Raw genomic sequence first — 25,739 nt, 5'->3', positions numbered from 1 at the left:
CTCCGCTCAAAATGACAAGATAATTACTTTTTAGACAACCTCTTTACTTTATTTACTTGCAAATAACTTTACATCATTTTCGCTGACTTCTTTTTCACCAAGAATAATGAGACGTTCTACAACATTACGAAGTTCACGTATATTTCCTGTCCAATCATATTCTTGCAACAATTTAATTGCTTTAGCAGAAAATGATTTTTTTACTGTGCCTTGCTCGTTAGCTATTTTACTAGAAAAATGTTCTATTAATAAAGGAATATCATCTCGCCTATCATTTAAAGCTGGAACTTTAATTAAGATAACTGCTAGTCTATGATATAAATCTTCTCTAAATCTGCCTTCTTTTATCTCCATTTTAAGGTCTTTATTTGTTGCCGCAACAACTCTAACATTAACCTTAATATCTTTATCATTACCTACACGTTGAATTTTGCTTTCTTGCAAAGCTCTTAACACTTTTGCTTGAGCAGATAAACTCATATCACCAACTTCGTCTAAAAAAATTGTTCCGCCATTTGCAGCTTCAAATTTACCTGCTCTATCTTTTACAGCACTTGTAAATGCTCCTTTAACATGACCAAACAATTCACTTTCTATAAGTTCAGCAGGAATTGCAGCACAATTCACTTCAATTAATGGTCCTTTAGAACGTTCGCTTTTTTGGTGCAACCAATGTGCTACTAATTCTTTTCCTGTTCCGTTTGGTCCTGTAATTAACACACGAGCATCTGTAGCAGATACTTTTTCAATCATTTCTTTAATATGAGTTATTGCTTTGCTTTCGCCAATCATCTCATATTTTTTGCTCACTTTTTTCTTGAGCATTTTATTTTCTACGACTAGTTCTTTTCTATCTAAAGCAATTCTAACTGTATTTAATAATCTATTTAAATCTGGTGGTTTTGATATATAATCAAAGGCTCCTAAGCGCATTGTATTAACTGCAGTATCTAAATCGCCATGACCAGAAATCATAACCATAGGTATTTCTGGTTTTATCTTTTTAACAGCTTCTAACACTTCAACCCCATCCATTTTTGGCATCTTGATATCACAAAGCACTAAATCGAAATCTTCTTTTTTAATTTTTTCTATTCCAACGAGACCATCTTCAGCTTCATCAACAGAATAAGTATCGCTTTCTTCTGATAAAATTTTAACCAATACACGTCTAATTGCTGCTTCGTCTTCTATTACTAATATTTTAGGCATACTTATTTCTATTTATTTTTGAATATATATATCACGTTGTGGAAACGGAATTGTAATATTATTTTCTTTAAATAGTTCATTTATTTTAAAACGAACTTCGCTTTTAACTATACTAGCTTCAAAACTATTATTGATTGTAAATATAATTTTAAAGTCTAAAGAGCTTTCTCCAAAGTCTGCAAACAATACTAATGGCTCTGGTTTATCTAAAACCGAAGTGTTAGAATTTGCAGCTTCAATTAATAATAGTTTTACCTTTTCAACATCTGTGCCATAAGCAACACCAACACTTACACTTTCTCTTGTAAGCACTCCATTTTCTGTCCAATTATATAATATTGAGGTTAAATATTTGTGATTAGGAATGACTAAAACTTTGTTATCTATGGTGACAGCTCTTGTTGTTCTTAATTTAATTTCTACTACGCGACCAACTTTACCATCAATTTCAATAATATCACCAACATGTACCGATTGGTCTATTAATATAAAGATTCCGGAAATTATGTCTTGAAAAAAGGTTTGTAAAGCCAGTCCAACACCAACCAACAAGGCTGCAGATGCTGTTAATATGGCTGTTAGTTGAACGCCCATATTTTGCATTGTAATGAGCAGAACTACTAAATAAATAAAGTATCTAACAAAAGAAAATACCGATTTAAATTTAGGCTTATCGTTGGCTGGAAGTTTTCGAGTTACTAGGTTTTTTATTCCTTTTAGCAGCAATGCTGTTAAAACCATTATTACTATTACAATTAGAATTGTTTTTACAGTAATATGAATATTTTCACTAAACTGGAAGTTATAATTTAAAATCTCTTTTACTTTATTCATTTTTAATATTTTAACCATTTATAAAGTTCTTTATAACTTGGTTTTTTACCATACATTAAAATACCAACACGATAAATTTTTGCTGCAAACCAAACAGTAAATACAAAAGTCCCTATCAGTAATACTAATGATATTATTTGCTGCCAAATTGGTACGCCAAACGGAATTCTCATTAGCATTACCACAGGTGAAGTAAACGGAATAAATGAAAACACGGTAGAAACTGTACCATGAGGATCTTCAATTACCGTAAAAATACCAACGTAAACAGCCAAAATTAAAGGCATTAAAATTGGCATCATAAATTGCTGTGTATCTGTTTCGTTATCTACAGCAGCACCAATTGCAGCGTATAACGAACTATAAAGTAAATATCCACCAATAAAGAAAAATACAAAAGCTACAATAAGATTAGAAATTGGTAAATTAAAAAATGACTGCATAGCCAATTGCACCTGCATTTCTATACCTTCAGATTGCATTGCTTGTTGCATCAACTCTTGCTGTGGTGTATTGACATCTAGATTAATACCAAAAATAGCTGTAAGAATAAAAACCATGACACCACCTAAAACTACCCAAATTGCAAATTGTGTAATTCCGGCTAATGAAGTCCCTATAATTTTACCCATCATTAATTGAATAGGTTTTACCGAAGATATAATAACCTCAATTATACGACTCGTTTTTTCTTCTATCACGCTACGCATAATCATATTACCATAAATGATGATAAACATAAACAGTAGATATCCAGCAATTCCGCCAAATGCCAGTTTTATAATATTGTCGATTTTTGAAGTTTTTTCTCCAGTAAAACTTTCTTGTGCAATATTAATATTAGTTTTAGACGCTTTTATTTTTTTAATATCAACGCCACCTTGTTGTAATTTTAAGTCTGTTATCTTTTTTTCAATCTTACTTTCTAAACTAGATATGATTGTTAATGAAGGTGTATCTTCAGAATAGAACTTAATAGTTTTAGAGATTTTAGAATCATTGCTGCCTTTTTCAATGTATAGTAGTCCATAGTCTTCTTTCTCTTTAACTTGTTCTTTTGCCTCATCTAATGATAAGTTATTTAAAATAGAGTACGTTGTATGTTCTGTATTAACAAAAATCTCACTTACTAAACCTGTTTCATCAAGAATAGCAATTGTGCGTTCTTTATTGTTATTCATTTGAGACAAATAAGCTACAACGGCTATAAGAGCAATCATAATTAATGGGCTCAAAAACGTCATAACAATAAACGATTTGTTTTTTACCTTAGTTAGGTATTCTCTCTTTATAATGAGTGGTAAATGATTCATTACTAGTTGTTTTTGACAGTTTGAATAAAAATATCGTTAGCACTTGGTATCACCTCTACAAAATGGTGAACCTCAGCTTTAGAGGTTAAAAAAGATAGTAAATCGTTAGAAGAATCTTGTTCATTCAATTTAATATTTAGTTTTAAATCATCATTTAAATTTTTAAATGTTGCTGGCAACACTTGAAATTTATCTTGAATAATTTTTGTTACCTCATCTACATTTGGTGTTTGTAAACCTACCTCAAATGTATTGGTTTTATACTGCCGCTTAATGTCTGTTAATTTACCGTCTAATATTTTATTAGACTTATGTATTAAAGCAATGTGATCACACAACTCTTCTACCGATTCCATACGATGTGTAGAAAAAATAACAGTCGCGCCTTCATCTCTAAGTTGTAAAATTTCGTCTTTAATTAGGTTTGCATTAATTGGATCAAAACCTGAAAAAGGTTCGTCAAATATTAGCAGTTTAGGTTGATGTAAAACGGTAACTATAAACTGAATTTTTTGAGCTTGTCCTTTACTTAGCTCTTGTATTTTTTTGTTCCACCAATCACCAATATCTAATTTATCGAACCAGTATTTTAAACGTGACTTAGCTTCTTGTTTAGACAAACCTTTTAATTGTGCTAAGTACAACGCTTGTTCGCCAACTTTCATAGATTTATACAGTCCGCGTTCTTCTGGTAAATAACCAATATCTTGTATATGATTTGGTTGTAACGCATTACCATCTAACAACACATTACCTTGGTCTGGCATTGTAATTTGATTTATAATTCTAATTAAAGTAGTTTTTCCAGCTCCATTTGGACCAAGTAGCCCAAAAATACTGCCTTTAGGAACAGCTATTGAAACATTGTTTAGTGCTTTAAAGTCTCCAAAATTTTTAGAAACTGAATTAGCAACTAATAAATCATTCATATATATTGTTTTGAGTGTCTATTATTATAAGTGGCGTAAAGATATTAAATGTTACAAACTATAGCTTATTGAAAGCTAAAAGTTGTAATATTAAACTACAATTTGATTTAAAAAACAAAACCCACCCTTATCAAGATAAGGATGGGAAAAAATTGCTATGAAAAAGAAAAATTACCACTAAAATTAATTAGTGATTATTCAAATATAGTGTTTTTTATTAAAATTTGCTTTGTTATGAAAACATATCTTTTACTTTTTCGAAAAATGATTTATCGCTGCTTTCTGGCTTAGGCTCAAAATGTTCGTCATTTTTCATGTTCTCAAAAAACTCTTTTTGTTGTTTACTTAAAGTCTTTGGTGTCCATACGTTTACATGTACCAATAAGTCTCCTTTACCATAACCATTTATGCTTGGAATACCTTTTCCGCGTAAGCGTAAAATTTTACCCGATTGCACACCGGCTTCTACTTTTATTCTCACTTTACCGGTAACAGTATCTATTTCTTTAGACGTACCTAAAACAGCATCGGGAAGACTTACATACAAATCGTAATGCAAGTTATCTCCTTCTCGCTTTAAAGTAGCATGATCTTCTTCTTCAATAACCACTAACAAATCTCCTGAGATTCCGTTACCTGGAGCTTCATTTCCTTTTCCACTAACTTTAAGTTGCATATTATCTACAACTCCAGCTGGTATTTTAACCGATACTGTTTCTTCTGTTGGCTTTAAACCTTGAGCATCTGCATCTGCAGGTTTTTTATCAATGCTCTGTCCTGCTCCGCCACATGTTGGGCAGGCAGAAGCAGTTTGCATGCGTCCTAAAATAGTATTGGTTACTCTAGCTACTTGACCAGAACCATTACAAGTAGAACATGTTTTATAGGTTGTTCCAGGCGCTTGAACTTTACGTTTTACCTTTATTTTTTTCTCAACACCATTAGCAATCTCTTCTAAAGTAAGTGTTACACGAATTCTAAGATTGCTCCCTTTAACACGTCTTTGACCACCGCTGCCAAAACCGCCTCCAAAGCCAGAGAAACCACCTCCGCCACCAAAAATATCGCCAAAGTGACTAAAGATGTCGTCCATGTTCATGCCGCCTCCGCCAAAGCCACCTGCACCTTCAAAAGCCTGATGACCAAATTGGTCGTATCGTGCTTTTTTATCGTCATTACTTAAAACCTCATAAGCTTCTGCTGCTTCTTTAAATTTTGCTTCAGCATCTTTATCATCTGGATTCTTATCTGGATGGTATTTTAAAGCCATCTTACGATATGCTTTTTTTATTTCGGTAGCTGTTGCTCCTTTGCTAACACCTAATATCTCGTAATAATCTCTTTTTGCCATATTCTAAAATTATTGTCCGATAACCACTTTTGGAAAACGAATTACTTTTTCTCCTAATTTATAACCTCTTTCTACTACATCAATTATTTTTCCTTTAAGATCTTCATTTGGCGCAGGAACTTGTGTTATTGCTTCATGGTCATCTGCATTAAAAGTATCACCTTTTTTAACTCCAATTTTTGACAAACCTTTTTGTTCTAATGTTGTTAATAATTTTTGATAAATAAGCATAACTCCTTTTCGTAAATCTTCAGCTTCTTTATCTTCTTCTATATGACTTAGTGCACGCTCAAAATCGTCTAAAACTGGTAATAGTGAGATCATCACATCTTGACTTGCTGTTTTAAACAAATCAATACGTTCTTTACTTGTACGTTTTTTATAATTTTCAAATTCAGCAAATAAGCGCATAAACTTATCTTTTTCTTTAGCTAAATTTTCTTGCAATTGCTCTTCTACAGTTAATTCTTCAACTTGTGTTGTTTCTGTAGTTTCTTCCTGCACTTGCGTGTCTTCTATGTTTTCGTTTTTATCTTTTTTACTCATTATAGTGAACATTATTTTAAATCTTCGATTTAGGGATGGCAAAAGTACTGCCATTATTTTTAAAATGTCAAAATGTCATTAAAATAATTGATTAGACTTAATGTCTTTTAGTAACAATCACTATTTTTGTGTATAATTTTTAAATAAACACAAAACGATGAAAAAAAGAATTTTAAACATGTTTACAATTGTAGCTATTAGTATTGCATTTGTTAGTTGTAAAGATAAAGCCGCTGAGGCAAATACAAGTGACGCTGAGGCAGCTGCTGTTGCAGAAAGCACATCTGAAAAATATGTTGCTAATGTAGCAGAATCTACTATAGAGTGGAAAGGTTTTAAACCTACTGGAAGTCATAACGGAACTGTAAACATTGAAAGTGGTGTTTTTAAGACAGATGCTGGACGTATAAAAAGTGGTACTTTTTTAATTGATATGAAATCAATTGTCTCTACAGATATGGAAGAAGGTGAGTACAAAACAAGTCTAGAAGAGCATTTAAAAGGAACTGTTGAAGGCAAAGAAGGTGATTTTTTTAATGTAACTAAATTCCCTACTGGAGCATTTGAAGTTACTGGAACTAAAACTGAAGATGGTAAAACTATGCTTTCTGGTAACTTGTCTTTAAAAGGACAAAAACACAATATAACTTTCCCTGTAACTGTGTCTAACAATGGTGACTTAATGACTATTGAAAGTGAAGCATTTACAATTGATAGAACTAAATGGGGAATCAACTATGGTTCTAAATCTGTTTTTGATAATCTTGGTGACAAGTTTATTAATGACGATATGGAATTAAAGATTAAAATTGTAGCTAAAAAGGCGTAATTACCTTAATATTAAATACAATTTAAAACCACTCTAGAGTCTAGAGTGGTTTTTAAATATATTCAAGACAAATCTAAAAACTACTTATAAAAACAAAAGAATGACTAAAAAAATAACACTTATACTTGCAGTAATTTTTAGTATTACTGCAAACTCTCAAAGTAATTATGAAAAAGGATACTTAATTGATACTAATAATAAAAAGGTTGAATGCCTTATTAAAAATGAAGATTGGAAAAACAACCCAGACACATTTACCTATAAGATTAATGAAAGTTCAGAAGACTTAAAAGGTGATTTAAGTACTATAATTGAGTTTGGATTTAACAACATAAGGTATAAAAGGTTTTTAGTAAAAATAGATATATCAAGTACTCAAACAAATCAATTAAGTAAAAAAAAGGAACCTAATTTAATAGAAAAAAACCTCTTTTTAAAATACTTAGTTGAAGGAAAGTCTAACTTATTTTCTTATTGCGATGATAATGCTAAATTGTATTTCTACAATTTAAACGACTCTAACCCAAATCAATTAATTTATAAAAAGTATTATGTAGCTGCAACTCAGTATAAAGAAAATACTGATTATAAACAACAATTATGGAATAATTTAAAATGTGATAATTTATCACTTAATGATGTAAAAAAATTAAACTATAAATCTAAAGACTTAATAACTTATTTTATAGATTATAATACTTGTGATGATTCTAATTATATTAATTCATTTAAAAATGAAAAAAAATCAGGAAATTTTAACTTATCTATAAAACCAAGCATAAACTTTTCTTCTCTATCAACAAAGAATGATTTTGACAATAGAGGTGAGTTAGATTTTGGAAGTAAAACAAATATTGGATTTGGTATTGAACTTGAATATGTTTTACCTTTTAATAATAATAGACTCTCATTAATTCTTGAACCAACATTTAAAAACTATTCCTCAGAAATAAATGATTTTATTTATATTAATACACCAGTATTAACAGAAACATCTTCAGCAAAAATTGACTATAAAGCCATTGACATACTTTTTGGAATCAAATATTATATACCAATAAATGATTTTTCAAAAATATATTTAAGTGCTTTATATAACTTTAATTCTATTGACTTATCTTCTAGTTTTGATTTTTCGGCTACCGGTTTAGTTGATTTGGGTATCAAACCTCATAATTATATTGCCTTAAGTATTGGTTTTAAATTTAATGATAAATTTAGCTTAGAAGCAAGATTTTCACCAAATCAAACTATAATAGCAAATTCCTTATGGGAAAATAAATACCCAAGAACTTCATTTATTTTTGGATATAATTTGTTTTAAACGGAAATAAATCCCTTAATGCTTTTTGCAAATGATGATATTTAAAATTGAAACCTAAATTTTCTGTTTTTCTAGAACTCACTCTGTGGCTTTCAAATAATAATTCGTGCATTTCACCTAGTATTAATTTCATTACAGACTTAGGTATATTAGGCAAAAGCAATGGTTTTTTTAGCACTTTTGCTACAGCTTTAACAAGTTCTTTATTTGATACAGGATTTGGTGCCACTGCATTATAAGTTCCTTCAATGTTATGCTGCTTTATAAACACAAACAACTCGGCCAAATCTTTAATATGAATCCAAGATTGCCATTGCTTACCTGAACCAAAAGCAGCACCAAACCCAAATTGAATTGGCTTAGCAATTTCTAGCAAAGCTCCACCTTTATTTGAAAGCACTAAACCAATTCTAATTTTGGTTACTTTAATTTTTAAATTTGAAAACTCATCAACGGCACTTTCCCATTGGCTAACAACTTGCCCTAAAAAAGAAGATGAAACTTCATGATAGTCCTCTTTATAATAATTGATAAGTGAATCTGGATAAATACCTATGGCACTTGCAGAAATAATATGCTGTATTTTAAAACCATAAACTTTAATGGTTTCTTTTAAAAGCTGTAACGCTTGTGTTCTGCTTTCTAAAATTTCTTTTTTATAACTATCCGTCCATCGTTTTGAAATTGAAGCACCAGCTAAGTTTATAATTACTGAAACGTTTTTAAAACAAGACTTGTCAATTTCACCTTCTTTAGGGTTCCAATAAAACCCTTTGTAGTTATCTTCATTACTAATCTTTACTTTAGAAGTTGTTAAATAATGAATCTTATATCCTTTTTCGAGACATGCTTTTGCAATTTCTTGACCAATTAGTCCTGTTGCTCCAGTTATAAGAATTTTTGTTTTCATAGCCTAACAAAGTTACAAAACCAAAACTGATGACCTCTTACTATTATGAAGGTTTAACAAGAGCTTAAGTTAATTTATGAACTATACTCGTTATTTGAAGTAGTTTAATATTAATCGTCATATTTCGTGGCTCTCAACATTTAACTCAAAAAAAATTACCAAATACTAAAAGCATTTCCTGGCTCTTAGCATTTAACTCATCTATTATTTATTTTAAATCGTTGAATGTTGATTGCCATATTTCGTGGCTCTCAACATTTAACTCATCTATTATTTATTTCAAATCGTTGAATGTTGATTGCCATATTTCGTGGCTCTCAACATTTCACGTTTTCCTGGAGGACCAGGTAAACGTTCAACAATAAAACCTACAGCTTGCATAGCACGGCGCACACTACCTTTAGCAGAATAAGTCACCAACACACCTTTATTTTTTAACGCCTTATACATTGCTTTAAATATTACTTCTGTCCATAAATCTGGCTGTACTCTTGCGCCAAAAGCATCAAAATAAATAAGATTATATGTGTTTGTTTCTGTAATATCTTTGAAGAATTTTTGTTGTTTATTAAGAATGAAGTTTTCTGTAATTTCTCTTTGCGTTTCCCATTGGGCATTATGCATCTCTAAAAAAATACTGTTATCTGCGTTTAATTCTTCAGCATAATTAAGTTGCTCAATTTCTTTTTGAAGTACAGGATAAGCTTCTACTCCAGTATAGTTTATTTTTAGTTTTAATTTTTCAGCTTCTAATAATGTTATTAAAGCATTTAAACCTGTACCAAAACCAATTTCAAGAATAGAAATTTCATTTTTTGTTTGTGAGAAAAATTCAGAATAACAAAAAAGCAAACCATGTTTTATAAACACATGATTTGCTTCTTGTATTGCTCCATGAACAGAATGATATTGCTCATTCCATTCTTCAATTTGTATGGTTTTTGAACCGTCTTTTGTTGTTATTATTTTTCGTTGCACTTAACTTATTTAATCAGTAACTTTTTAATTTTAGGTATTGGCCCTGTACATTCTGTTTGATGACAAGATATACATAAGTTAATTGCAGTATTATATCGTTTAGAAAGAGAGACAGATGAATCCTCAGTAAACACCATTTTTTGAGCTTCAATAAATTTACCAGAATACTGATCAAATGTACTATTTCTAGATTTAGACTCAGAAAATTCGGCTGTATAAATCTTTAAAAACTCTTCTGGAAATTCTGTTGTAATTTTACCATTTTCAACTTCTTTTTTAAGCTGTAAATTAAAGGCATGCATACCTCTCATTAAAATAGCCATTTCTGAACCTTGATAGACATCATACTTTTTAGTGCCATCAACTATTGTTACTTTTTTTTCAGAAGTGTTACAACTTAACATCAAAACTAGTACACTTAAGCAAAAATATTTAAACATTATTCCTCTTTTAGCAAAACACCATCTGCCACAAATGAATATGTTTTTTTAGGCTCTGTAATTTTAGCAATTTCTTCTGGAGATTTGCCAGCATCTTCGGCATAATGACGTTGCTCATCTACTGGTACTTCGTTTACAAAAGCTTTTCCATTTATCACAACCTCTTTTCCTGCAATATCTTTAGGCATAAAAAAACCATAGTCTTTAAACTTAACCATAACCTGCTCACCGTTTTCAAGGTTTAACTTCATCCAGCAACCTTTAGCTTGACAAACCTCATCAACCTTAGCAATCATTTTTGAATTTACAGAATCACCAACAGTCATGTTTGCGTAATGTACAGCCATACGATCAGCTCTCAATGCATCATTATCATTTATCTCCTTGCCAAAAGAAGCATAAGCAATCTCTTTATTGGCTTCTGCTTTAGCTTCAGTTTTTTTCTCTTCATTTTTACAAGACATTATTACTAATACAATAACAAAAAGTGCTAAGAACTTCTTCATAATTAATCTAAAATTTTATTGATTTTTAAGGACCTAAAGTTACGCATTTTTTTAGAAAACATTATGTTTTTTTAACCACTATAAATACCTAATTTTGCACTAATAAATAAATAAAGAATGTTAAGTACCAAAACCAACGAAATCGTTGTAGTAAAAACTGAAACTTCAAAAATTGAAGGTATAGATTTTAACAATCTAACTTTTGGAAGAACGTTTACAGATTATATGTTTTACTGTGATTTTGAAAATGGCGAATGGCAACAGCCTACAGTTGCTCCTTATCAGCCAATGACCATAGAACCTTCTGCTAGAGTGTTTCATTATGGTCAAGCGGTTTTTGAAGGCATGAAGGCTTATAAAGATGATAATGAAAAGGTCTTTTTGTTTAGACCTAAAGAAAACTTTAAACGTATTAATAAATCTGCTGCGCGTTTAGCGATGCCAGAATTTCCTGAAGATTATTTTTTTAATGGCTTACAAACCCTTTTAAATTTAGACTCGGCATGGATTAAGCCTGGTATTGGAAACTCGTTATATGTTCGTCCTTTTGTTATTGCTACAGAACCTGCAATTTCTGCTTCACCAGCTGCATCTTACCGTTTTATGATAATTTGTTCTCCTGCTAAAGCTTATTATACAGAGCCTGTTCGTGTTTTGTTTGCAGAAAAATATAGTCGATCTGCAGATGGAGGCGTTGGTTTTGCAAAAGCTGCTGGAAATTATGCTGCTCAATTTTACCCAACTAGCTTAGCTCAGAAAAAAGGATTTCAGCAAATTATTTGGACCGATGCTAGCACACATGATTACTTAGAAGAAGCTGGTACCATGAACATCTTTTTTAGAATTAATGATAAGCTGGTTACGGCACCAAATAACGATCGTATTTTAGATGGTATTACACGTAAGAGTGTTATTCAACTAGCAAACGATAATAATATTGATATTGAAGTTAGACGTGTAAGTGTTAATGAAATAAAAGAAGCTTCAAGAAATGGTTCGTTAAAAGAAATATTTGGAGCAGGAACTGCTGCGGTTATAAGTCCGATTTCTGCTTTTGAGCATTCTGAAGAAGTATTTGAGATTCCAACAACCAAGGATTCTTATGCATCACTTTTCAAAACCCAATTATTAAACATACAACATAATCTAACTGATGATAAACACAATTGGAGGTACGAGATTAAATAAATAAAAAAAGAAGCCAAATTGGCTTCTTTTTTTTATTCTTCTAAAACAGATAAAATATTTGGTTTAAAGTAATTTGGACCTTTAAGTACTTTACCATCTTCTCTATAAATAGGTTCGCCATTTTCTCCAAGCTTACTCATATTACTTTGTTGTATTTCATTAAATACATCTTCAATTTTATGCTGTAATCCATGTTCTATTATGGTACCGCATAATATATATAACATATCTCCTAAAGCATCTGCAACCTCAACAAGATCATTATTGTTTGCAGCTTCAAGGTATTCTTCATTTTCTTCTTTCATCAGTTCAAAACGCAAGGTGTTTTTATCTACTCCTAAATCTGCTTTTGGTGTTTCTCTATGGCCAATTTTAAATGCTGTATGAAATGCTTTAACAGCTTCTATTTTATTCTTCATTTTAATTATCTTAATTTTGCATAAAAATAACTATATGTTTACTAAAGGTCAATTGATTTTCGGAATTTTATTTGCTATAGCATTTATAGTTATTATGATTTATACTTACAGAAAAGACCTAAAACTTCATAGAAAATACTACAAAGGCAGTATTTGGGTTTTAATTGCTTTCATCGCTTTTTTACTAATGATTGCTGCTATAAAATTTGTATTTGTATAAAACAGTTCTTCGATTGTTTTTTAGCACTTGTCCGAATTTTCTTTATGTTTTTTCTTTTTTTAGTAACTTAATAGCTTAATATACCTAGTAATGGGTATGTTTTGATGCCGTCCTACTTTGCATCTTTGTAACAATAGCTAACTAAATTATTAAATTATGAAAACCTCACAAAAACTTTATTTCAATGTTTCAACATTACTTTTTACTTTTCTATTTATAGGATGTACGGGCAACTTAAAAACCCAAGTAGAAAAAAACAATAATATAATAGACAGTTTAAAAACTGAGATTACAGAAATAAAAAAGCAAATTAATATTTCTGAAGAGGAAAACTTAAAGCATACATTTTGTAATTCTAAAGAAGCAGTTTTAGATGATTTGGTTGAGTATCCAGAAAATGATTCTGAATATGACACCGAAAAAGGAGAAGCTACGCTCTGGTTTCAAATCCCGCATGACCATACTTTAACTTATAATGCTAAAAAAAGTGATAAAAGCAAAAATAAATTGGTATTCAACAGCGTAGGAAAGTCATACGGAAATAACACAAAGATAGAAGACAAGGTGGTCGTTAAAGGATTAATTAAAGGTATTAATAAACAAAAACTATATATAGATGTAATCTTTGATTATGATGATGCTCATTATGAATGCCCAAGTAATTCTATTATTATTTTAGGCAAAAGGAAAAAAAATTCAATAGTTGTGGGCTCTCCATTTCTACCAGATAATGCCACAACTAAAAACTAACCCAATTACCTCTATATATTACTAATTAAAAGTAAGGAATAGGTTTATTAATAAAACATCAAAAGAATCAAAGAGACACCTTCTTATTTTAATTAAATTAAGAATGAAGATAATTACAGTATTAATTTTAATGATTGGGTCGTTCTGCTATTCTCAGAACGACTCTACTTATTATTATTTTGACAGAGTCACTCCAGTTGAATCTATACTTTCAAAAATTGATGCTGAAAAAAGCTCATCTTTAAAGAACTACTTTAGGCTAATTTATTTTAGCAAACTACGCCAATTAGATTCAATAGAAAAGTATATCTCTATCTTAGAAAAGGATAATAAATTACCGAAAAATAAAAAAATAAAACTCCTATACTTTACCGCCTATTTTCATAGAATATCTCAAAACGATTCGCTTAGTTTTATTTTTCATACTAAAGCTTTAAATCTAGCAAAAACTAATAAAGATACATTAACAATATTATCATCACTTTCTGGCTTAGCACAGTCTTACGACTATAATGATGACAATTCCTATAGACTCGATTATTTAAACAAGCTAGAAGAAAAAGCAAAGTTATATAATAGCAATTCACATAAAATCATCTATTCCTTTTTAAAAGGCAACTATTATTTATTTAGGGATGAAAATAAAAAAGCTGCAGAATATTATAATAAAACATTGCAGTTTAAATTTAAAAAAAGAGACAGTGCCGTTTTAATTAACACATTAAATAGTTTAGGTGTGTTGTACGAAGTAAACATTGAAATTCCAGATTCTGCTATCTTTTTTTATAATAAAAAATTACAGATTATTAATTCTAATAAAGCTCTACAATATCCCAGTAACTACTTTACTACTTATATGAATATAGGGAATTCATATTTGAGTAAGAATGATTTAAAACATGCAGAACATTACTATTTGTTAGCAGACTCTATCACTTTACTTGAGCATACTGTTTTTTATAAATCGATGATTAAAGAAAATCTTTCTCGTCTATATGCTCAAAAAAAGAATTACAAAGCAGCATACTCACATTTATTAGAATATAACAAGCTTTCAGATAGTATAAAATTAGAAGAACAGCGTGAAGGTATTGCCAGAATAAAAGAAGAGTTTGATAACGAAAAGTTAAGAGCAGATAATCTAGAAAGCGAAGCCAAACGAAAACAAAATAGAAACTTATTAATCGCTGCTTTAGCATTACTTTTATTTGGAGGAATTACAGCATTTCTAATTCAAAAAAACACACGTCGTAAACAAAAATTAGCCGAGCAAGAAAAAGCACTCGAAACTCAAAAACTTGCAACAGTATTAAAAGAGCAAGAGCTTACAGCTATTGATGCTATGATTGAAGGTCAAGAAAAAGAACGTCAACGCATTGCCAATGATTTACATGATGACCTTGGTGGGCTAATGGCCACTGTAAAGCTACACTTTAATGCCTTAAAAGATAAAAACTCGCCAGAACTTTTTAATAAAACAAACCAACTTATAGACGAAGCCTATAATAAAGTACGTACTGTAGCTCATGCAAAAAACTCAGGTGTAATTGCAAAACAAGGTTTATTAAAAGCTGTCGAGCATATGGCTGAAAAAATTTCGGCATCCAACAAAATTACTATAGATGTTATAGATCACGGTTTAGATGATCGTTTAGAAAACAGTCTAGAACTAACACTATTTAGGATTATACAGGAGTTAGTCGCCAATATTATAAAACATGCTGAAGCATCAGAAGCTACAATACATTTAACAAACCATGAAGACACTCTTAACATTATGGTAGAAGATAATGGTAAAGGATTTAATACCAGTCAAATCACAACCAAACATAAAGGCATGGGAATAAGCAGTATAGACAAACGTATAGAGCATTTAAATGGCAAAATGATAATAGAATCTGAAATAAAAAAAGGCACAACCATAATTATAGATATACCCATATGATACGACTAGCAATTGCAGAAGACCATCAATCTTTAATTGATGGCATACAGTTACTCTTAGAGTATGAAGATAACATAACTATTGTTGGTACAGCTAACGATGGAGAAGCACTTCTAGATATTGTAGAAAAAAAATCTCCAAACGTGATTTTAACAGATATAAGAATGCCAAAACTAGATGGCATAGAAGCTACAAAACAAATCAAAAAAAAACACCCAAAAATTAAAATTTTAGCTTTTTCGATGTTTGATCAAACTCAAGCTATTGAACAAATGTTAGCTGCAGGAGCATCAGGATATATTTTAAAAAACTCAGCATTGTCTGAAGTCTTAAATGCCATAGTCTCTGTTCATCAAGGAAACACTTATTTTGATGCAAATATTAATACTAATAGTTTAAATTCTGAAGCTTCTACAAAAAAGAAGGGTTTACTTACCAAACGACAGATAGAAATTTTGCAACTTATAGCTCAAGGTAAAACCTCACGAGAAATTGCTGAAGAACTTTTTATTGGTATAACAACTGTAGATACACATCGTAAAAACATGGTACGTATTTTAGGTCTTCAGGGTAAAGGTGAATTAATGCGCTATGCTATAGAAAAAAAATATAAATTTTAACACCTAGCCATCTCTTGCTAAAATCCCCAATACTGGGGATTTTTTTGTCTTACACCATTTAGTAGTTTTATAAAAACAAAATTAAGTTGATACGTGTTAGTTAATATAGCTGGTTTTGCTATTTAGTCTTAGGGAAACAAATAAGCCAGCTATTCAAAAATCCCCAGCAATGGGGATTTTTCCTTGTACATATAACAACTACATTAGTATTAAATTAACACTAAAATGAGTAGTATTAAACATGTTATAAATGCACTTAATGGTATAAACAAAAAAGGAAAGTTATTATCTAAAGAAGACGTAATTTTAATTTTAGAAGCCACAAAAGAAGTTAGTATTCATAAAAAAATAATTAATTCTTTAATTTTTTTGTTTACTACAATAAATAAAAATTCTCATTTAAAAAAATTAACTAACAGAGAACAACAAATACTATACTTAATAGGTAATGGACTTAAAACCTCAGAAATAGCCATTCAATTAAAACGAAGTAGTTCTACTATAGAAACACATAGAAAAAATATTAGAAAAAAATTAAACCTAGTAGGAAAAGGAAAACTAATTGAATATGCTATTCTAAATAATTTACAACAAAACAAATTATAACACTGATGACATTTTAATAAAAAAACGATATAATAAAAAACAAAACAATGACTACTTTATTTCTTATTACGGCTTTAATCGTTATTAATTTACTACTACTTAAATTTAGTGTTAATAAAAATAAAACTTCAAATTAATTTCTATAATAAAGCATTACAAATAAGCTTAAATAATTTTAATTATCTTTGGTAAAACATCAATTAATTAAAATTATGAAACATCTATCATTAAAATATGACTATCTAAAAAAACAGTTATAAGATGTTGCATGTGATCTAATTAACAAAATATAAATTAACACATGAAAGCTTTAAAATACATTTTTTTTCTACTCTTAATCCTAATTATTGGTTTAGCAATTTATATTGCTGTACAACCAAATGAATTTAATTTTAACAGAAGCCGAGTTATTAAAGCTCCAGTATCTGACTTATTTAATAAAGTAAATGATTACAAAGAATGGCCAAGTTTTTCTCCTTGGATTGAGCATGAACCTGATGCAAAATTGACTTATAGTGAAAACACATCTGGAGTTAATGCAAGCTATGGTTGGAATGGTGAAATACTTGGTGAAGGCAATATGCAAACTACTGGAATTGAAAAAGATAAATCGATAGCACAACGCATTACATTTATTAAACCTTTTGAATCTGAATCTGATATTAATTGGACCTTCGAGACAACTAATGATGGTACAAAAGTAACATGGTCGATGAAAGGTAAACAAGACTTTATGACTAAAATGTACACAACATTTTCAGGAAGTATTGAAGACAATACTGGACCAGATTTTGATAGAGGATTATTTAAACTCGATAGTATTGTATCATCAGAAATAAAAACTAAAATGACAGCTCAAAACAACTTTAGAATTGGAGACATTAGTCAAGTTAATCTTCCTACACAAAATTTTATTGGCTATTATCAAAAAACTAAAATAAACCACGATGCAATGACAAAACTTTTTATGGAGTTTATGCCAAAAGCAGGAATGTATGCTATGCAACATTTAAAATATGGTGAGTTTACACCAGCATCAGTATTTACAAGTTGGGATGAAGAAAAAGGTGAAGCAGAGTTTTATATAGGTCTAGTGCTTAAAAAAGACTTAGCTCCAGCAGATGGGATGTCAGCAATAAGTTTGCCAGAAGGAAATACGCTTACTGTTTCTAAATACGGAAATTATGGTAATGGCGACGAAAAAGCGCACATGGCTTTAGATGCATACATAAAAGAAAAAGGTTTAGAACGCAAAGAAATGATTTGGGAACTTTACGTTAATGATCCTACACAAGTTAAACCTGAAGATATACAAACAGATATTTACTATCCAGTAAAATAACCACACAAAACAAATCATAAAAAGTTGTCATATTTATATGGCAACTTTTATATTTTTACATAATGAAACAACTCTTACTTGTTTTTATTGGTGGTGGATTTGGAAGTGTTTTACGATACCTAATAGGTAAATATTTAAACAATCCAGAATCAGGAATACCTTATGGTACATTTGCTGCAAATATTTTAGGAAGCTTACTTATAGGGCTTATTTTAGGCTTAGCTGCAAAAAATGACACACTTACTCAAAACCAAACTTTATTATTAGCAACTGGATTTTGCGGAGGTTTCACAACCTTTTCAACTTTTGCCTATGAAAACCATGTACTATTAAAATCTGGTGACTTTACAAGTTTTGCCATCTATACTATAGCAAGTTTTGTAATTGGTTTTTTGGCAGTTTTCTTTGGTATGTATTTAGTAAAAGCTTAATCTTTTTTAAAAGCCTTCACACCAGCTTTAATTTCTGCTGCAATATAATTTTCTCTTGGTACTATAGGACAAGAATATTTTTCGTTATAAGCGCAATAAGGATTATATGCTGTATTGAAATCTATAACTATAATGTCTCCTTCTGGTATACGAGCTTCAGTGTATCGTCCTCCAGAATAACTTCCTTCTCCATTTGTATCGTCTAAAAAAGGAAGAAATAAATAATCTTCATAGCCTTCTTCGGTTAATAATCCTAAATTTTGATAAATACTAAGTTGATACTCTTTTTCATTTAAACTAAAAGTAACTATTCCATATTGCACATATTCTGGTAAACGCTCAGTAGTTGTTTTCATCTTAAACGGTTTTGCGTTTGGTGTTCTTTTTAACTTCGCTGTTACAACATAAACAGAATCAAATTTATAAAAATCTAAACCCGTAAACTTTTTTCGGTCTTTATCTTTTAAAGGTGAACTCGATGCATCTTTATAACTAGCATTAATCTCACGTTGCCATTCAGTATCACCTTCTATAGGTCTTTTTTCTTGAGCACAACTTAATATTGACACCACTAAAAACAAAAGAGTAATATGTTTCATTTTAATATATTTTCAGAAATCAAAAATACAACTTAAACTTTTTTTTCATAGCTTTAACCATCTTAAAATAAAACAATGCGTAATAACGTCAAAAATTATAAGCAACAGTGTACCTCTTTTTACAAGAGTTGGGCTTCTTATATATTATGACGATATTATTATTTAATAATACAATATGTAAAAGTCCAACTGCAAAGTTGGACTTTTTATTTTTATACTAATCAATCAACCAAATGAAAACGCTATTTAACAATTACATCGATACATTTAGAGGTCTCTCTAAAGAGGTTTGGTGGCTCGCACTTATCACATTAATTAATAGAGCTGGAACTATGGTAATTCCATTTCTGTCACTATACCTTACTACGAACTTAGAATTTAGTCTTAGTGATGTAGGTTGGGTAATGACTTCTTTTGGATTAGGATCAGTAGTTGGTTCTTGGTTAGGTGGAAAACTAACTGATAAGATAGGTTACTATAAAGTCATGGTAAGAAGTTTACTTAGTACAGGTATTTTGTTCATCGCACTTCAATTTTTAAATACTTTCTATTCTATCTGTTTTGGAATTTTCTTAGTAATGACTGTAGCTGATACCTTTAGACCTGCTATGTTTGTTGCTATGAGCACATATAGTAAACCAGAAAACAAAACGCGTTCTGTAACACTTATAAGATTAGCTATTAATCTTGGCTTTTCTGCTGGTCCAGCTGTTGGAGGATTAATTATCACCACTATGAGCTATGGCGGTTTGTTTTGGATAGATGGAATAACGTGTATTTTAGCAACAATACTTTTAGTAAAAGTTTTAAACCCAAAAAGCACAACACCTTTAGATAGTATAAAAAATGAAAAACCAGAATCTGCATACAAAGACAAAGTATTTTGGATTTTTCTGGCATCAATGACAATTTTTGGAATTATGTTTCTACAATATTTCTCTACAATGCCATTATACTACAAAGACATACATATGCTAACCGAATTAGAAATTGGCTTATTATTAGGTTTAAATGGGTTATTTATATTCATTTTAGAAATGCCATTGATAAAATGGTTAGAAAATAGCAAACATACTAAGGTTGGCTTAATGCTATTGGGAGCTATTTTAACAGCAGTAAGTTTTTTAGTTTTAAATACAACATCATGGGTTGGCATTTTATTAGTAGGAATGTTATTCATGACTGTAGGAGAAATGATTGTGTTCCCTTTTTCTAATGCTTTTGCAATGGAACGTGCAAAAAAAGGGAATCAAGGAGAATATATGGCACTATACACCATTTCATTCTCAATTGCTCATATTTTTGGTCATAATGCAGGAATGCAAATGGTAGATAAATTAGGATTTAACTCCACTTGGTATATCATGATTGGTTTAGGATTTCTATGCATTATATTACTGTATATTTTAAAGCAATATTTAAGAATAAAAAATGAGACTTCATGAATTTAAATCAAATTACAATTCCGTCGTTAGACGTTGTTAAAGCGACAGAATTTTACAAAAAATTAGGATTACTTTTAATAGTTGATGCACTACCTCGTTATGTACGATTTGAATGTCCTGACGGAAACTCAACGTTTTCAATACATAAGGTGAGTACATTACCAAAAGGTGATGGTATTACTATTTATTTTGAAGATGACAATCTGGATGAATTGGTAAAACAACTTCAACAAAAAGGAATTATATTTACTTCTGAAGCTGAAGATAAAAATTGGTTATGGCGAGAAGCACATCTTAATGATTTAGATGGCAATCATATTATACTTTATAAAGCAGGAAAAAACAGAACAAATCCACCTTGGCGAATTAATCCGTAATACTGAAATGAAACATATTTTATTTATAATAATCTTAACTGCTTTAGTAAGTTGTAATTCTACTGAAGATAAAAAGGAAGGTTTTAATAATGAGGTGCTGAAGCAAACTCAACAAGACAAAAAAGAGTTCCCAAAATTAAAACCTAACAGATATAATGTAGCATTTTTAATTATGGATGGTGTTTTTAATACAGAATTAACTGCACCTTTTGATATTTTTCAACACACCATTTTTAGAGATCGTATAAAACCTATGAATGTTTTTACTGTTGCAAATACCGACAATCCAATTGTTACGTTTGAAGGCATGCGTATTATCCCTGATTTTAATTACATTAAAGACAATTTACCAAAAATTGATATTCTGGTTGTGCCAAGTGCAGAACATCATTTAGATTCAGATTTAGAAGATGTTGCTATGCTAAACTTTATAAAGCAAGTCGATAAAGAAGCAAAATTTATAACATCACATTGTGATGGCGCATTTGTATTGGCAAAAGCCGGATTACTTAATAATTCTGTTTCTACTACATTTCCTAGTGACATAAATGCTATGCGCGAAATGTTTCCAAATTTAGATATTAGAAAAAATGTACTCTTTGTACATGACGGAAAATATATTACATCAGCAGGTGGCGCAAAATCTTTTGAAGCTGCTTTATATTTATGTGAGTATTTGTACGGAAAAAAGGTAGCGCAACGTCTAGCTCAAGGTTTAGTAATTGATTGGGATTTAAAAAACATTCCCCATACAATCATAAAACATTAAATTACATCATCTTACTAGTACTATAATCAGCAGTAACTATATAACTTTCAGCTTGAAAATATCTTTCAGATTTGATTGTATTTAATAACCATTCTAAATGGTTTTTTGATTGTCTTTTAAATTTATAATTTAAAGTAGATTCCATAACGCTAAATGTATTATTGGGTTAAACATTAAATCGAGGGAATATAAATTTACATCCAAGAAAATAAAAATTACTAAATCTAATTGCAAATTAGACCAAAAGCATAATTAGCAATATAACTTGTAGTAGTATGCTTAAAAAAACGACCAACAGCTGTAATTATTTAAAAATCAGAGTGTTTTATTTTTTTAAATAAAAACTCATGTTTTAAATAATTAAATTCCGTAAAACAATAAAGTGATTATACTTTTACATGTTGCGTCTATACTGACCACCAACTTCAAACAATGATGAAGTGATTTCTCCAAGAGAACATACTTTACAAACATCCATTAAGGCTTCAAAAATATTTTCGTTATTGATAGCTTTCTTTTGCAATTCCTTTAATAATGCTTTTGTATCATTTGCTTTATGAAGATTCTCTAAAGTCTTAATTTGAAATTGTTTCTCTTCTTCCGTAGCTCGAATAACTTCAGCAGGAATAACTGTTGGCGAACCTTTAGAGCTTAAAAACGTATTCACTCCAACAATTGGAAATTTACCATTATGTTTCAAAGTTTCATAATATAAACTCTCTTCTTGAATTTTAGAGCGTTGATACATGGTTTCCATTGCACCTAAAACACCACCACGTTCTGTAATACGATCAAACTCTAATAGCACAGCTTCTTCAACTAAATCTGTTAGTTCTTCAATAATAAAAGAGCCTTGAATTGGGTTTTCGTTTTTATTTAATCCTAATTCTTTGTTTATAATAAGTTGAATTGCCATTGCACGACGCACAGATTCTTCTGTTGGTGTCGTTATAGCCTCATCATAAGCATTGGTATGCAACGAATTACAATTGTCGTAAATGGCATATAACGCCTGTAGCGTTGTACGAATATCATTAAAATCAATTTCTTGAGCGTGTAAACTACGACCAGAAGTTTGAATATGATACTTAAGCATTTGCGCTCTAGCATTTGCTCCATATTTATGCTTCATAGCTTTTGCCCAAATTTTACGAGCCACACGACCAATTACTGCATATTCTGGATCAATTCCGTTAGAGAAAAAGAACGATAAGTTTGGTCCAAATTTATTAATGTCCATGCCACGACTTAAATAATATTCCACATAAGTGAAACCATTAGATAAGGTTAATGCTAATTGCGTAATTGGGTTTGCACCAGCTTCTGCAATATGATAGCCTGAAATAGAAACCGAATAAAAATTACGAACGTTATTTTCAATAAAATATTCTTGTACATCTCCCATTAAACGCAATGCAAATTCAGTAGAAAAAATACAAGTGTTTTGTGCCTGATCTTCTTTTAAAATATCTGCTTGTACTGTTCCGCGTACTTGAGCTATAGTTCTAACTTTTATATCTTGATAAACATCTTCTGGTAACACCTGATCTCCTGTAACACCTAATAGCATTAAGCCTAAACCATTGTTTCCTTCTGGTAAATCACCATTGTATTTAGGACGCTCATTACCTTTATATAGTTTTTCAATTTTAGTTTCAACGTCCTTTTCTAAATTATTTTCTTTAATATAAATCTCACATTGCTGATCGATAGCGGCATTCATAAAAAAGCCTAATAACATTGGCGCAGGACCATTAATAGTCATACTCACAGACGTCATTACGTTTGCTAAATCAAAACCCGAATAGAGTTTTTTAGCATCATCTAAACAACAGATAGATACACCAGCATTTCCAATTTTACCATAAATATCAGGACGATGATCGGGGTCATTACCATATAAAGTTACACTATCAAAAGCCGTAGATAAACGTTTTGCTGGCAAACCTGCACTTACATAATGAAAACGTCTGTTAGTACGTTCTGGTCCACCTTCTCCTGCAAACATACGTGCTGGATCTTCTCCGGTACGTTTAAAAGGATATAAACCTGAAGTATAAGGAAATTCTCCAGGTACATTTTCTTGTAAATTCCATTTTAAAATATCTCCCCAAGCTTGATACTTTGGTAAAGCTACTTTAGGAATTTGAAGATGCGATAATGACTCTGTATGCGTTTCTATTTTAATCTCCTTATCTCTTACTTTAAATGAATATATAGGGTTCTTGTATTTATTTACTTTCTCATCCCAACCCGTTATCATTTCCCAGTTATATGGATCAAGATTTAATTTTACACGGTCGAATTCAGCTATTAACAACTTAATAAAGTCTTTTTTGTCATTCTGAGCAGTACGAAGAATCTCTTCTTGGTCAATACCAAATTTATTCAAATGAGATTTCTCACTTTCGTTAGAAATGACAGCAACAGAACAAATTGTTTTATAAATTCCATACAATTTCTGAGCAACTTCAACTTGCTCTATTGCTTTTTTATCGTAAGCACGGTTGTTTTCTGCAATTTCAGATAAATAACGTGTTCTATTAGGTGGAATCACAAAAATCTTTTCGCTCATTTCTTTAGAAATCTCGAATGTCGATTTTAAATCAGCATCAGCTTTTTCAACTAACTTATCCATAATCGCTTTATAAAGCGTATTCATTCCTGGATCGTTAAATTGAGATGCAATTGTTCCGTAAACTGGTAATTCATCTTGAGGAATATCCCAAAGATTATTGTTACGCATGTATTGCTTTTTTACATCACGTAAAGCATCTAAAGAACCGCGTTTGTCAAACTTATTTATTGCAACTAAATCGGCAAAATCAAGCATATCGATTTTTTCTAGCTGCGTTGCTGCACCAAATTCTGGAGTCATCACATATAATGACACATCAGAATGTTCTATAATCTCAGTATCAGATTGACCAATACCAGATGTTTCTAAAATAATTAAATCGTATTCTGCTGCTTTTAAAACCTCAACCGCTTCATTTACATATTTTGATAATGCCAAATTAGATTGACGTGTTGCCAAACTACGCATGTACACTCTAGGTGAATTAATCGCATTCATGCGAATACGATCTCCTAAAAGCGCACCTCCAGTTTTTCGTTTTGAAGGGTCTACAGAAACAAGTCCAATTGTTTTTTCTGGAAAATCTATTAAAAAACGACGTACTAACTCATCAACCAAACTAGATTTTCCTGCGCCACCTGTTCCTGTAATTCCTAAAACTGGTGTTTTAGAATCTTTATTTTTAACATGAATTTTATCTAAAGTCTCTTTTGCTACCTCAGGAAAATTTTCAGCTGAAGAAATAACGCGAGCAATCGCTTTTGGGTTCTTTTCAGCTAAAATATCAACTTCGCCATTTAAAGTGTCGCCAATAGCAAAGTCAGATTTCTCAACCAAGTCATTAATCATGCCTTGTAAACCCATTTCGCGACCATCATCAGGAGAATAAATACGATCAATCCCGTAATCCATCAACTCTTTTATTTCAGTTGGAAGGATAACGCCACCACCACCTCCAAAAATTTTAATATGTTCTGCTCCTCGCTCGTTCAACAAATCACGCATATACTTAAAGTATTCGTTATGACCGCCTTGATATGAGGTTAAGCAAATAGCATTTGCATCTTCTTGAATGGCTGTATTAACCACTTCTTCAACACTACGATCATGTCCTAAATGAATAACTTCAACTCCAGTTGCCTGAATAATACGTCTCATTATATTTATAGATGCGTCATGACCATCAAACAATGATGCTGCAGTAACAATTCTAACTTTATACTTAGGTTTATAGGGAGTAGTTTGTATCATTCTTAAAAAACTTGATTTTAGAGCTAC

26 protein-coding genes are annotated in these 25,739 nt (G+C 30.6%); 13 read left to right on the top strand and 13 right to left on the bottom strand.

Features of this window, described 5'->3' with window-relative positions:
- Window positions 1-48: 48 nt before the first annotated feature.
- The 6 genes from BXY80_RS13260 to BXY80_RS13235 form a co-directional block, all read right to left on the bottom strand.
- Window positions 49-1,212, bottom strand: a complete 1,164-nt coding sequence (locus BXY80_RS13260) for a sigma-54-dependent transcriptional regulator (RefSeq protein WP_120202729.1) — start codon at window positions 1,210-1,212, stop codon at window positions 49-51.
- A gap of 12 nt (window positions 1,213-1,224) precedes the next feature.
- Window positions 1,225-2,046 carry a mechanosensitive ion channel family protein gene (locus BXY80_RS13255; RefSeq protein WP_120202778.1) on the bottom strand — a complete coding sequence of 274 codons (822 nt, stop codon included), beginning with the start codon at window positions 2,044-2,046 and terminating at the stop codon, window positions 1,225-1,227.
- Window positions 2,047-2,048: 2 nt separating this feature from the next.
- Window positions 2,049-3,359: an ABC transporter permease gene (locus BXY80_RS13250; protein WP_120202727.1), complete on the bottom strand. Its 1,311-nt coding sequence runs from the start codon at window positions 3,357-3,359 to the stop codon at window positions 2,049-2,051.
- A 2-nt stretch (window positions 3,360-3,361) separates the two neighbouring features.
- The gene (locus BXY80_RS13245) at window positions 3,362-4,288 is read right to left on the bottom strand and encodes an ABC transporter ATP-binding protein (RefSeq protein WP_120202725.1); all 927 of its coding nucleotides are present in this window, start codon (window positions 4,286-4,288) and stop codon (window positions 3,362-3,364) included.
- A gap of 232 nt (window positions 4,289-4,520) precedes the next feature.
- Window positions 4,521-5,639, bottom strand: coding sequence for a molecular chaperone DnaJ (gene dnaJ / locus BXY80_RS13240; protein WP_120202723.1), 1,119 nt, complete (start codon window positions 5,637-5,639; stop codon window positions 4,521-4,523).
- Window positions 5,640-5,648: 9 nt separating this feature from the next.
- Window positions 5,649-6,185 (bottom strand): nucleotide exchange factor GrpE, encoded by a 537-nt coding sequence (locus tag BXY80_RS13235; RefSeq protein WP_120202776.1) that lies wholly within the window; start codon window positions 6,183-6,185, stop codon window positions 5,649-5,651.
- A gap of 157 nt (window positions 6,186-6,342) precedes the next feature.
- Here BXY80_RS13235 and BXY80_RS13230 point away from each other — a divergent pair, with 157 nt between their 5' ends.
- Both BXY80_RS13230 and BXY80_RS13225 read left to right on the top strand, forming a co-directional pair.
- Window positions 6,343-7,014 (top strand): YceI family protein, encoded by a 672-nt coding sequence (locus BXY80_RS13230; protein ID WP_120202721.1) that lies wholly within the window; start codon window positions 6,343-6,345, stop codon window positions 7,012-7,014.
- Between the two features lie 100 nt (window positions 7,015-7,114).
- The gene (locus BXY80_RS13225) at window positions 7,115-8,338 is read left to right on the top strand and encodes a hypothetical protein (RefSeq protein ID WP_120202719.1); all 1,224 of its coding nucleotides are present in this window, start codon (window positions 7,115-7,117) and stop codon (window positions 8,336-8,338) included.
- Here the strand turns inward: BXY80_RS13225 and BXY80_RS13220 are convergent.
- The 4 genes from BXY80_RS13220 to BXY80_RS13205 all read right to left on the bottom strand — a co-directional run bounded on the left by BXY80_RS13220 (window position 8,313) and on the right by BXY80_RS13205 (window position 11,172).
- The gene (locus BXY80_RS13220) at window positions 8,313-9,248 is read right to left on the bottom strand and encodes a TIGR01777 family oxidoreductase (RefSeq protein ID WP_120202717.1); all 936 of its coding nucleotides are present in this window, start codon (window positions 9,246-9,248) and stop codon (window positions 8,313-8,315) included. The genes BXY80_RS13225 and BXY80_RS13220 overlap by 26 nt on opposite strands.
- A gap of 279 nt (window positions 9,249-9,527) precedes the next feature.
- Window positions 9,528-10,226 (bottom strand): tRNA (5-methylaminomethyl-2-thiouridine)(34)-methyltransferase MnmD, encoded by a 699-nt coding sequence (mnmD, locus tag BXY80_RS13215; RefSeq protein WP_120202715.1) that lies wholly within the window; start codon window positions 10,224-10,226, stop codon window positions 9,528-9,530.
- Window positions 10,227-10,231: 5 nt separating this feature from the next.
- Window positions 10,232-10,666 carry a hypothetical protein gene (locus BXY80_RS13210; protein ID WP_120202713.1) on the bottom strand — a complete coding sequence of 145 codons (435 nt, stop codon included), beginning with the start codon at window positions 10,664-10,666 and terminating at the stop codon, window positions 10,232-10,234.
- Window positions 10,666-11,172, bottom strand: a complete 507-nt coding sequence (locus BXY80_RS13205) for a DUF4920 domain-containing protein (RefSeq protein WP_120202711.1) — start codon at window positions 11,170-11,172, stop codon at window positions 10,666-10,668. Before BXY80_RS13205 ends, BXY80_RS13210 begins: the two co-directional genes overlap by 1 nt.
- Window positions 11,173-11,289: 117 nt before the next feature.
- Between BXY80_RS13205 and BXY80_RS13200 the strand changes: the two genes are divergently transcribed.
- Window positions 11,290-12,360, top strand: coding sequence for a branched-chain amino acid aminotransferase (locus BXY80_RS13200; RefSeq protein ID WP_120202709.1), 1,071 nt, complete (start codon window positions 11,290-11,292; stop codon window positions 12,358-12,360).
- Between the two features lie 32 nt (window positions 12,361-12,392).
- On the opposite strand, the gene BXY80_RS13195 is transcribed toward BXY80_RS13200, so the two are convergent.
- Window positions 12,393-12,779: a pyrophosphohydrolase domain-containing protein gene (locus BXY80_RS13195; protein WP_120202707.1), complete on the bottom strand. Its 387-nt coding sequence runs from the start codon at window positions 12,777-12,779 to the stop codon at window positions 12,393-12,395.
- A 34-nt stretch (window positions 12,780-12,813) separates the two neighbouring features.
- Here BXY80_RS13195 and BXY80_RS13190 point away from each other — a divergent pair, with 34 nt between their 5' ends.
- The 7 genes from BXY80_RS13190 (at window position 12,814) to crcB (ending at window position 18,693) form a co-directional block, all read left to right on the top strand.
- On the top strand, window positions 12,814-12,999 hold the full coding sequence (locus BXY80_RS13190; protein ID WP_120202705.1) for a hypothetical protein: 186 nt from the start codon (window positions 12,814-12,816) through the stop codon (window positions 12,997-12,999).
- A 156-nt stretch (window positions 13,000-13,155) separates the two neighbouring features.
- A complete protein-coding gene (locus BXY80_RS13185; RefSeq protein WP_120202703.1) occupies window positions 13,156-13,749 on the top strand; it encodes a hypothetical protein in 594 nt (197 codons plus the stop codon).
- Window positions 13,750-13,852: 103 nt separating this feature from the next.
- On the top strand, window positions 13,853-15,694 hold the full coding sequence (locus BXY80_RS13180) for a tetratricopeptide repeat-containing sensor histidine kinase (RefSeq protein WP_120202702.1): 1,842 nt from the start codon (window positions 13,853-13,855) through the stop codon (window positions 15,692-15,694).
- Window positions 15,691-16,314: a response regulator gene (locus tag BXY80_RS13175; RefSeq protein ID WP_120202700.1), complete on the top strand. Its 624-nt coding sequence runs from the start codon at window positions 15,691-15,693 to the stop codon at window positions 16,312-16,314. The genes BXY80_RS13180 and BXY80_RS13175 overlap by 4 nt, the downstream gene beginning before the upstream one ends.
- A gap of 225 nt (window positions 16,315-16,539) precedes the next feature.
- A complete protein-coding gene (locus BXY80_RS13170; protein ID WP_120202698.1) occupies window positions 16,540-16,920 on the top strand; it encodes a transcriptional regulator in 381 nt (126 codons plus the stop codon).
- A gap of 301 nt (window positions 16,921-17,221) precedes the next feature.
- A complete protein-coding gene (locus BXY80_RS13165) occupies window positions 17,222-18,262 on the top strand; it encodes an SRPBCC family protein (protein ID WP_120202696.1) in 1,041 nt (346 codons plus the stop codon).
- A 62-nt stretch (window positions 18,263-18,324) separates the two neighbouring features.
- Window positions 18,325-18,693, top strand: coding sequence for a fluoride efflux transporter CrcB (crcB, locus tag BXY80_RS13160; protein WP_120202694.1), 369 nt, complete (start codon window positions 18,325-18,327; stop codon window positions 18,691-18,693).
- Here the strand turns inward: crcB and BXY80_RS13155 are convergent.
- Entirely contained in the window at window positions 18,690-19,292 is a 603-nt protein-coding gene (locus tag BXY80_RS13155; RefSeq protein WP_120202692.1) for a DUF1684 domain-containing protein, read from the bottom strand. The two genes, crcB and BXY80_RS13155, sit on opposite strands and share 4 nt — an antisense overlap.
- 233 nt (window positions 19,293-19,525) lie before the next feature.
- On the opposite strand from BXY80_RS13155, the gene BXY80_RS13150 reads away from it, so the two are divergent.
- Genes BXY80_RS13150 through BXY80_RS13140 form a run of 3 tightly spaced genes read left to right on the top strand, consistent with a single transcriptional unit; the run spans window position 19,526 to window position 21,883 of the window.
- The gene (locus BXY80_RS13150; protein WP_120202690.1) at window positions 19,526-20,737 is read left to right on the top strand and encodes an MDR family MFS transporter; all 1,212 of its coding nucleotides are present in this window, start codon (window positions 19,526-19,528) and stop codon (window positions 20,735-20,737) included.
- Complete coding sequence (locus BXY80_RS13145; RefSeq protein ID WP_120202688.1) at window positions 20,734-21,114, top strand: VOC family protein; 381 nt, start codon at window positions 20,734-20,736, stop codon at window positions 21,112-21,114. The genes BXY80_RS13150 and BXY80_RS13145 overlap by 4 nt, the downstream gene beginning before the upstream one ends.
- Before the next feature lie 7 nt (window positions 21,115-21,121).
- A complete protein-coding gene (locus BXY80_RS13140; RefSeq protein ID WP_120202686.1) occupies window positions 21,122-21,883 on the top strand; it encodes a DJ-1/PfpI family protein in 762 nt (253 codons plus the stop codon).
- 394 nt (window positions 21,884-22,277) lie between these two features.
- On the opposite strand, the gene BXY80_RS13135 is transcribed toward BXY80_RS13140, so the two are convergent.
- Window positions 22,278-25,712, bottom strand: a complete 3,435-nt coding sequence (locus tag BXY80_RS13135; RefSeq protein ID WP_120202684.1) for a methylmalonyl-CoA mutase family protein — start codon at window positions 25,710-25,712, stop codon at window positions 22,278-22,280.
- Between the last annotated feature and the right edge of the window lie 27 nt (window positions 25,713-25,739).

This window comes from Ichthyenterobacterium magnum, assembly GCF_003610635.1.
Lineage (GTDB): Bacteria > Bacteroidota > Bacteroidia > Flavobacteriales > Flavobacteriaceae > Ichthyenterobacterium > Ichthyenterobacterium magnum.
The sequence above is the reverse complement of the archived record's forward strand: the minus strand, read 5'-3'. Positions and strand labels throughout refer to the sequence as shown.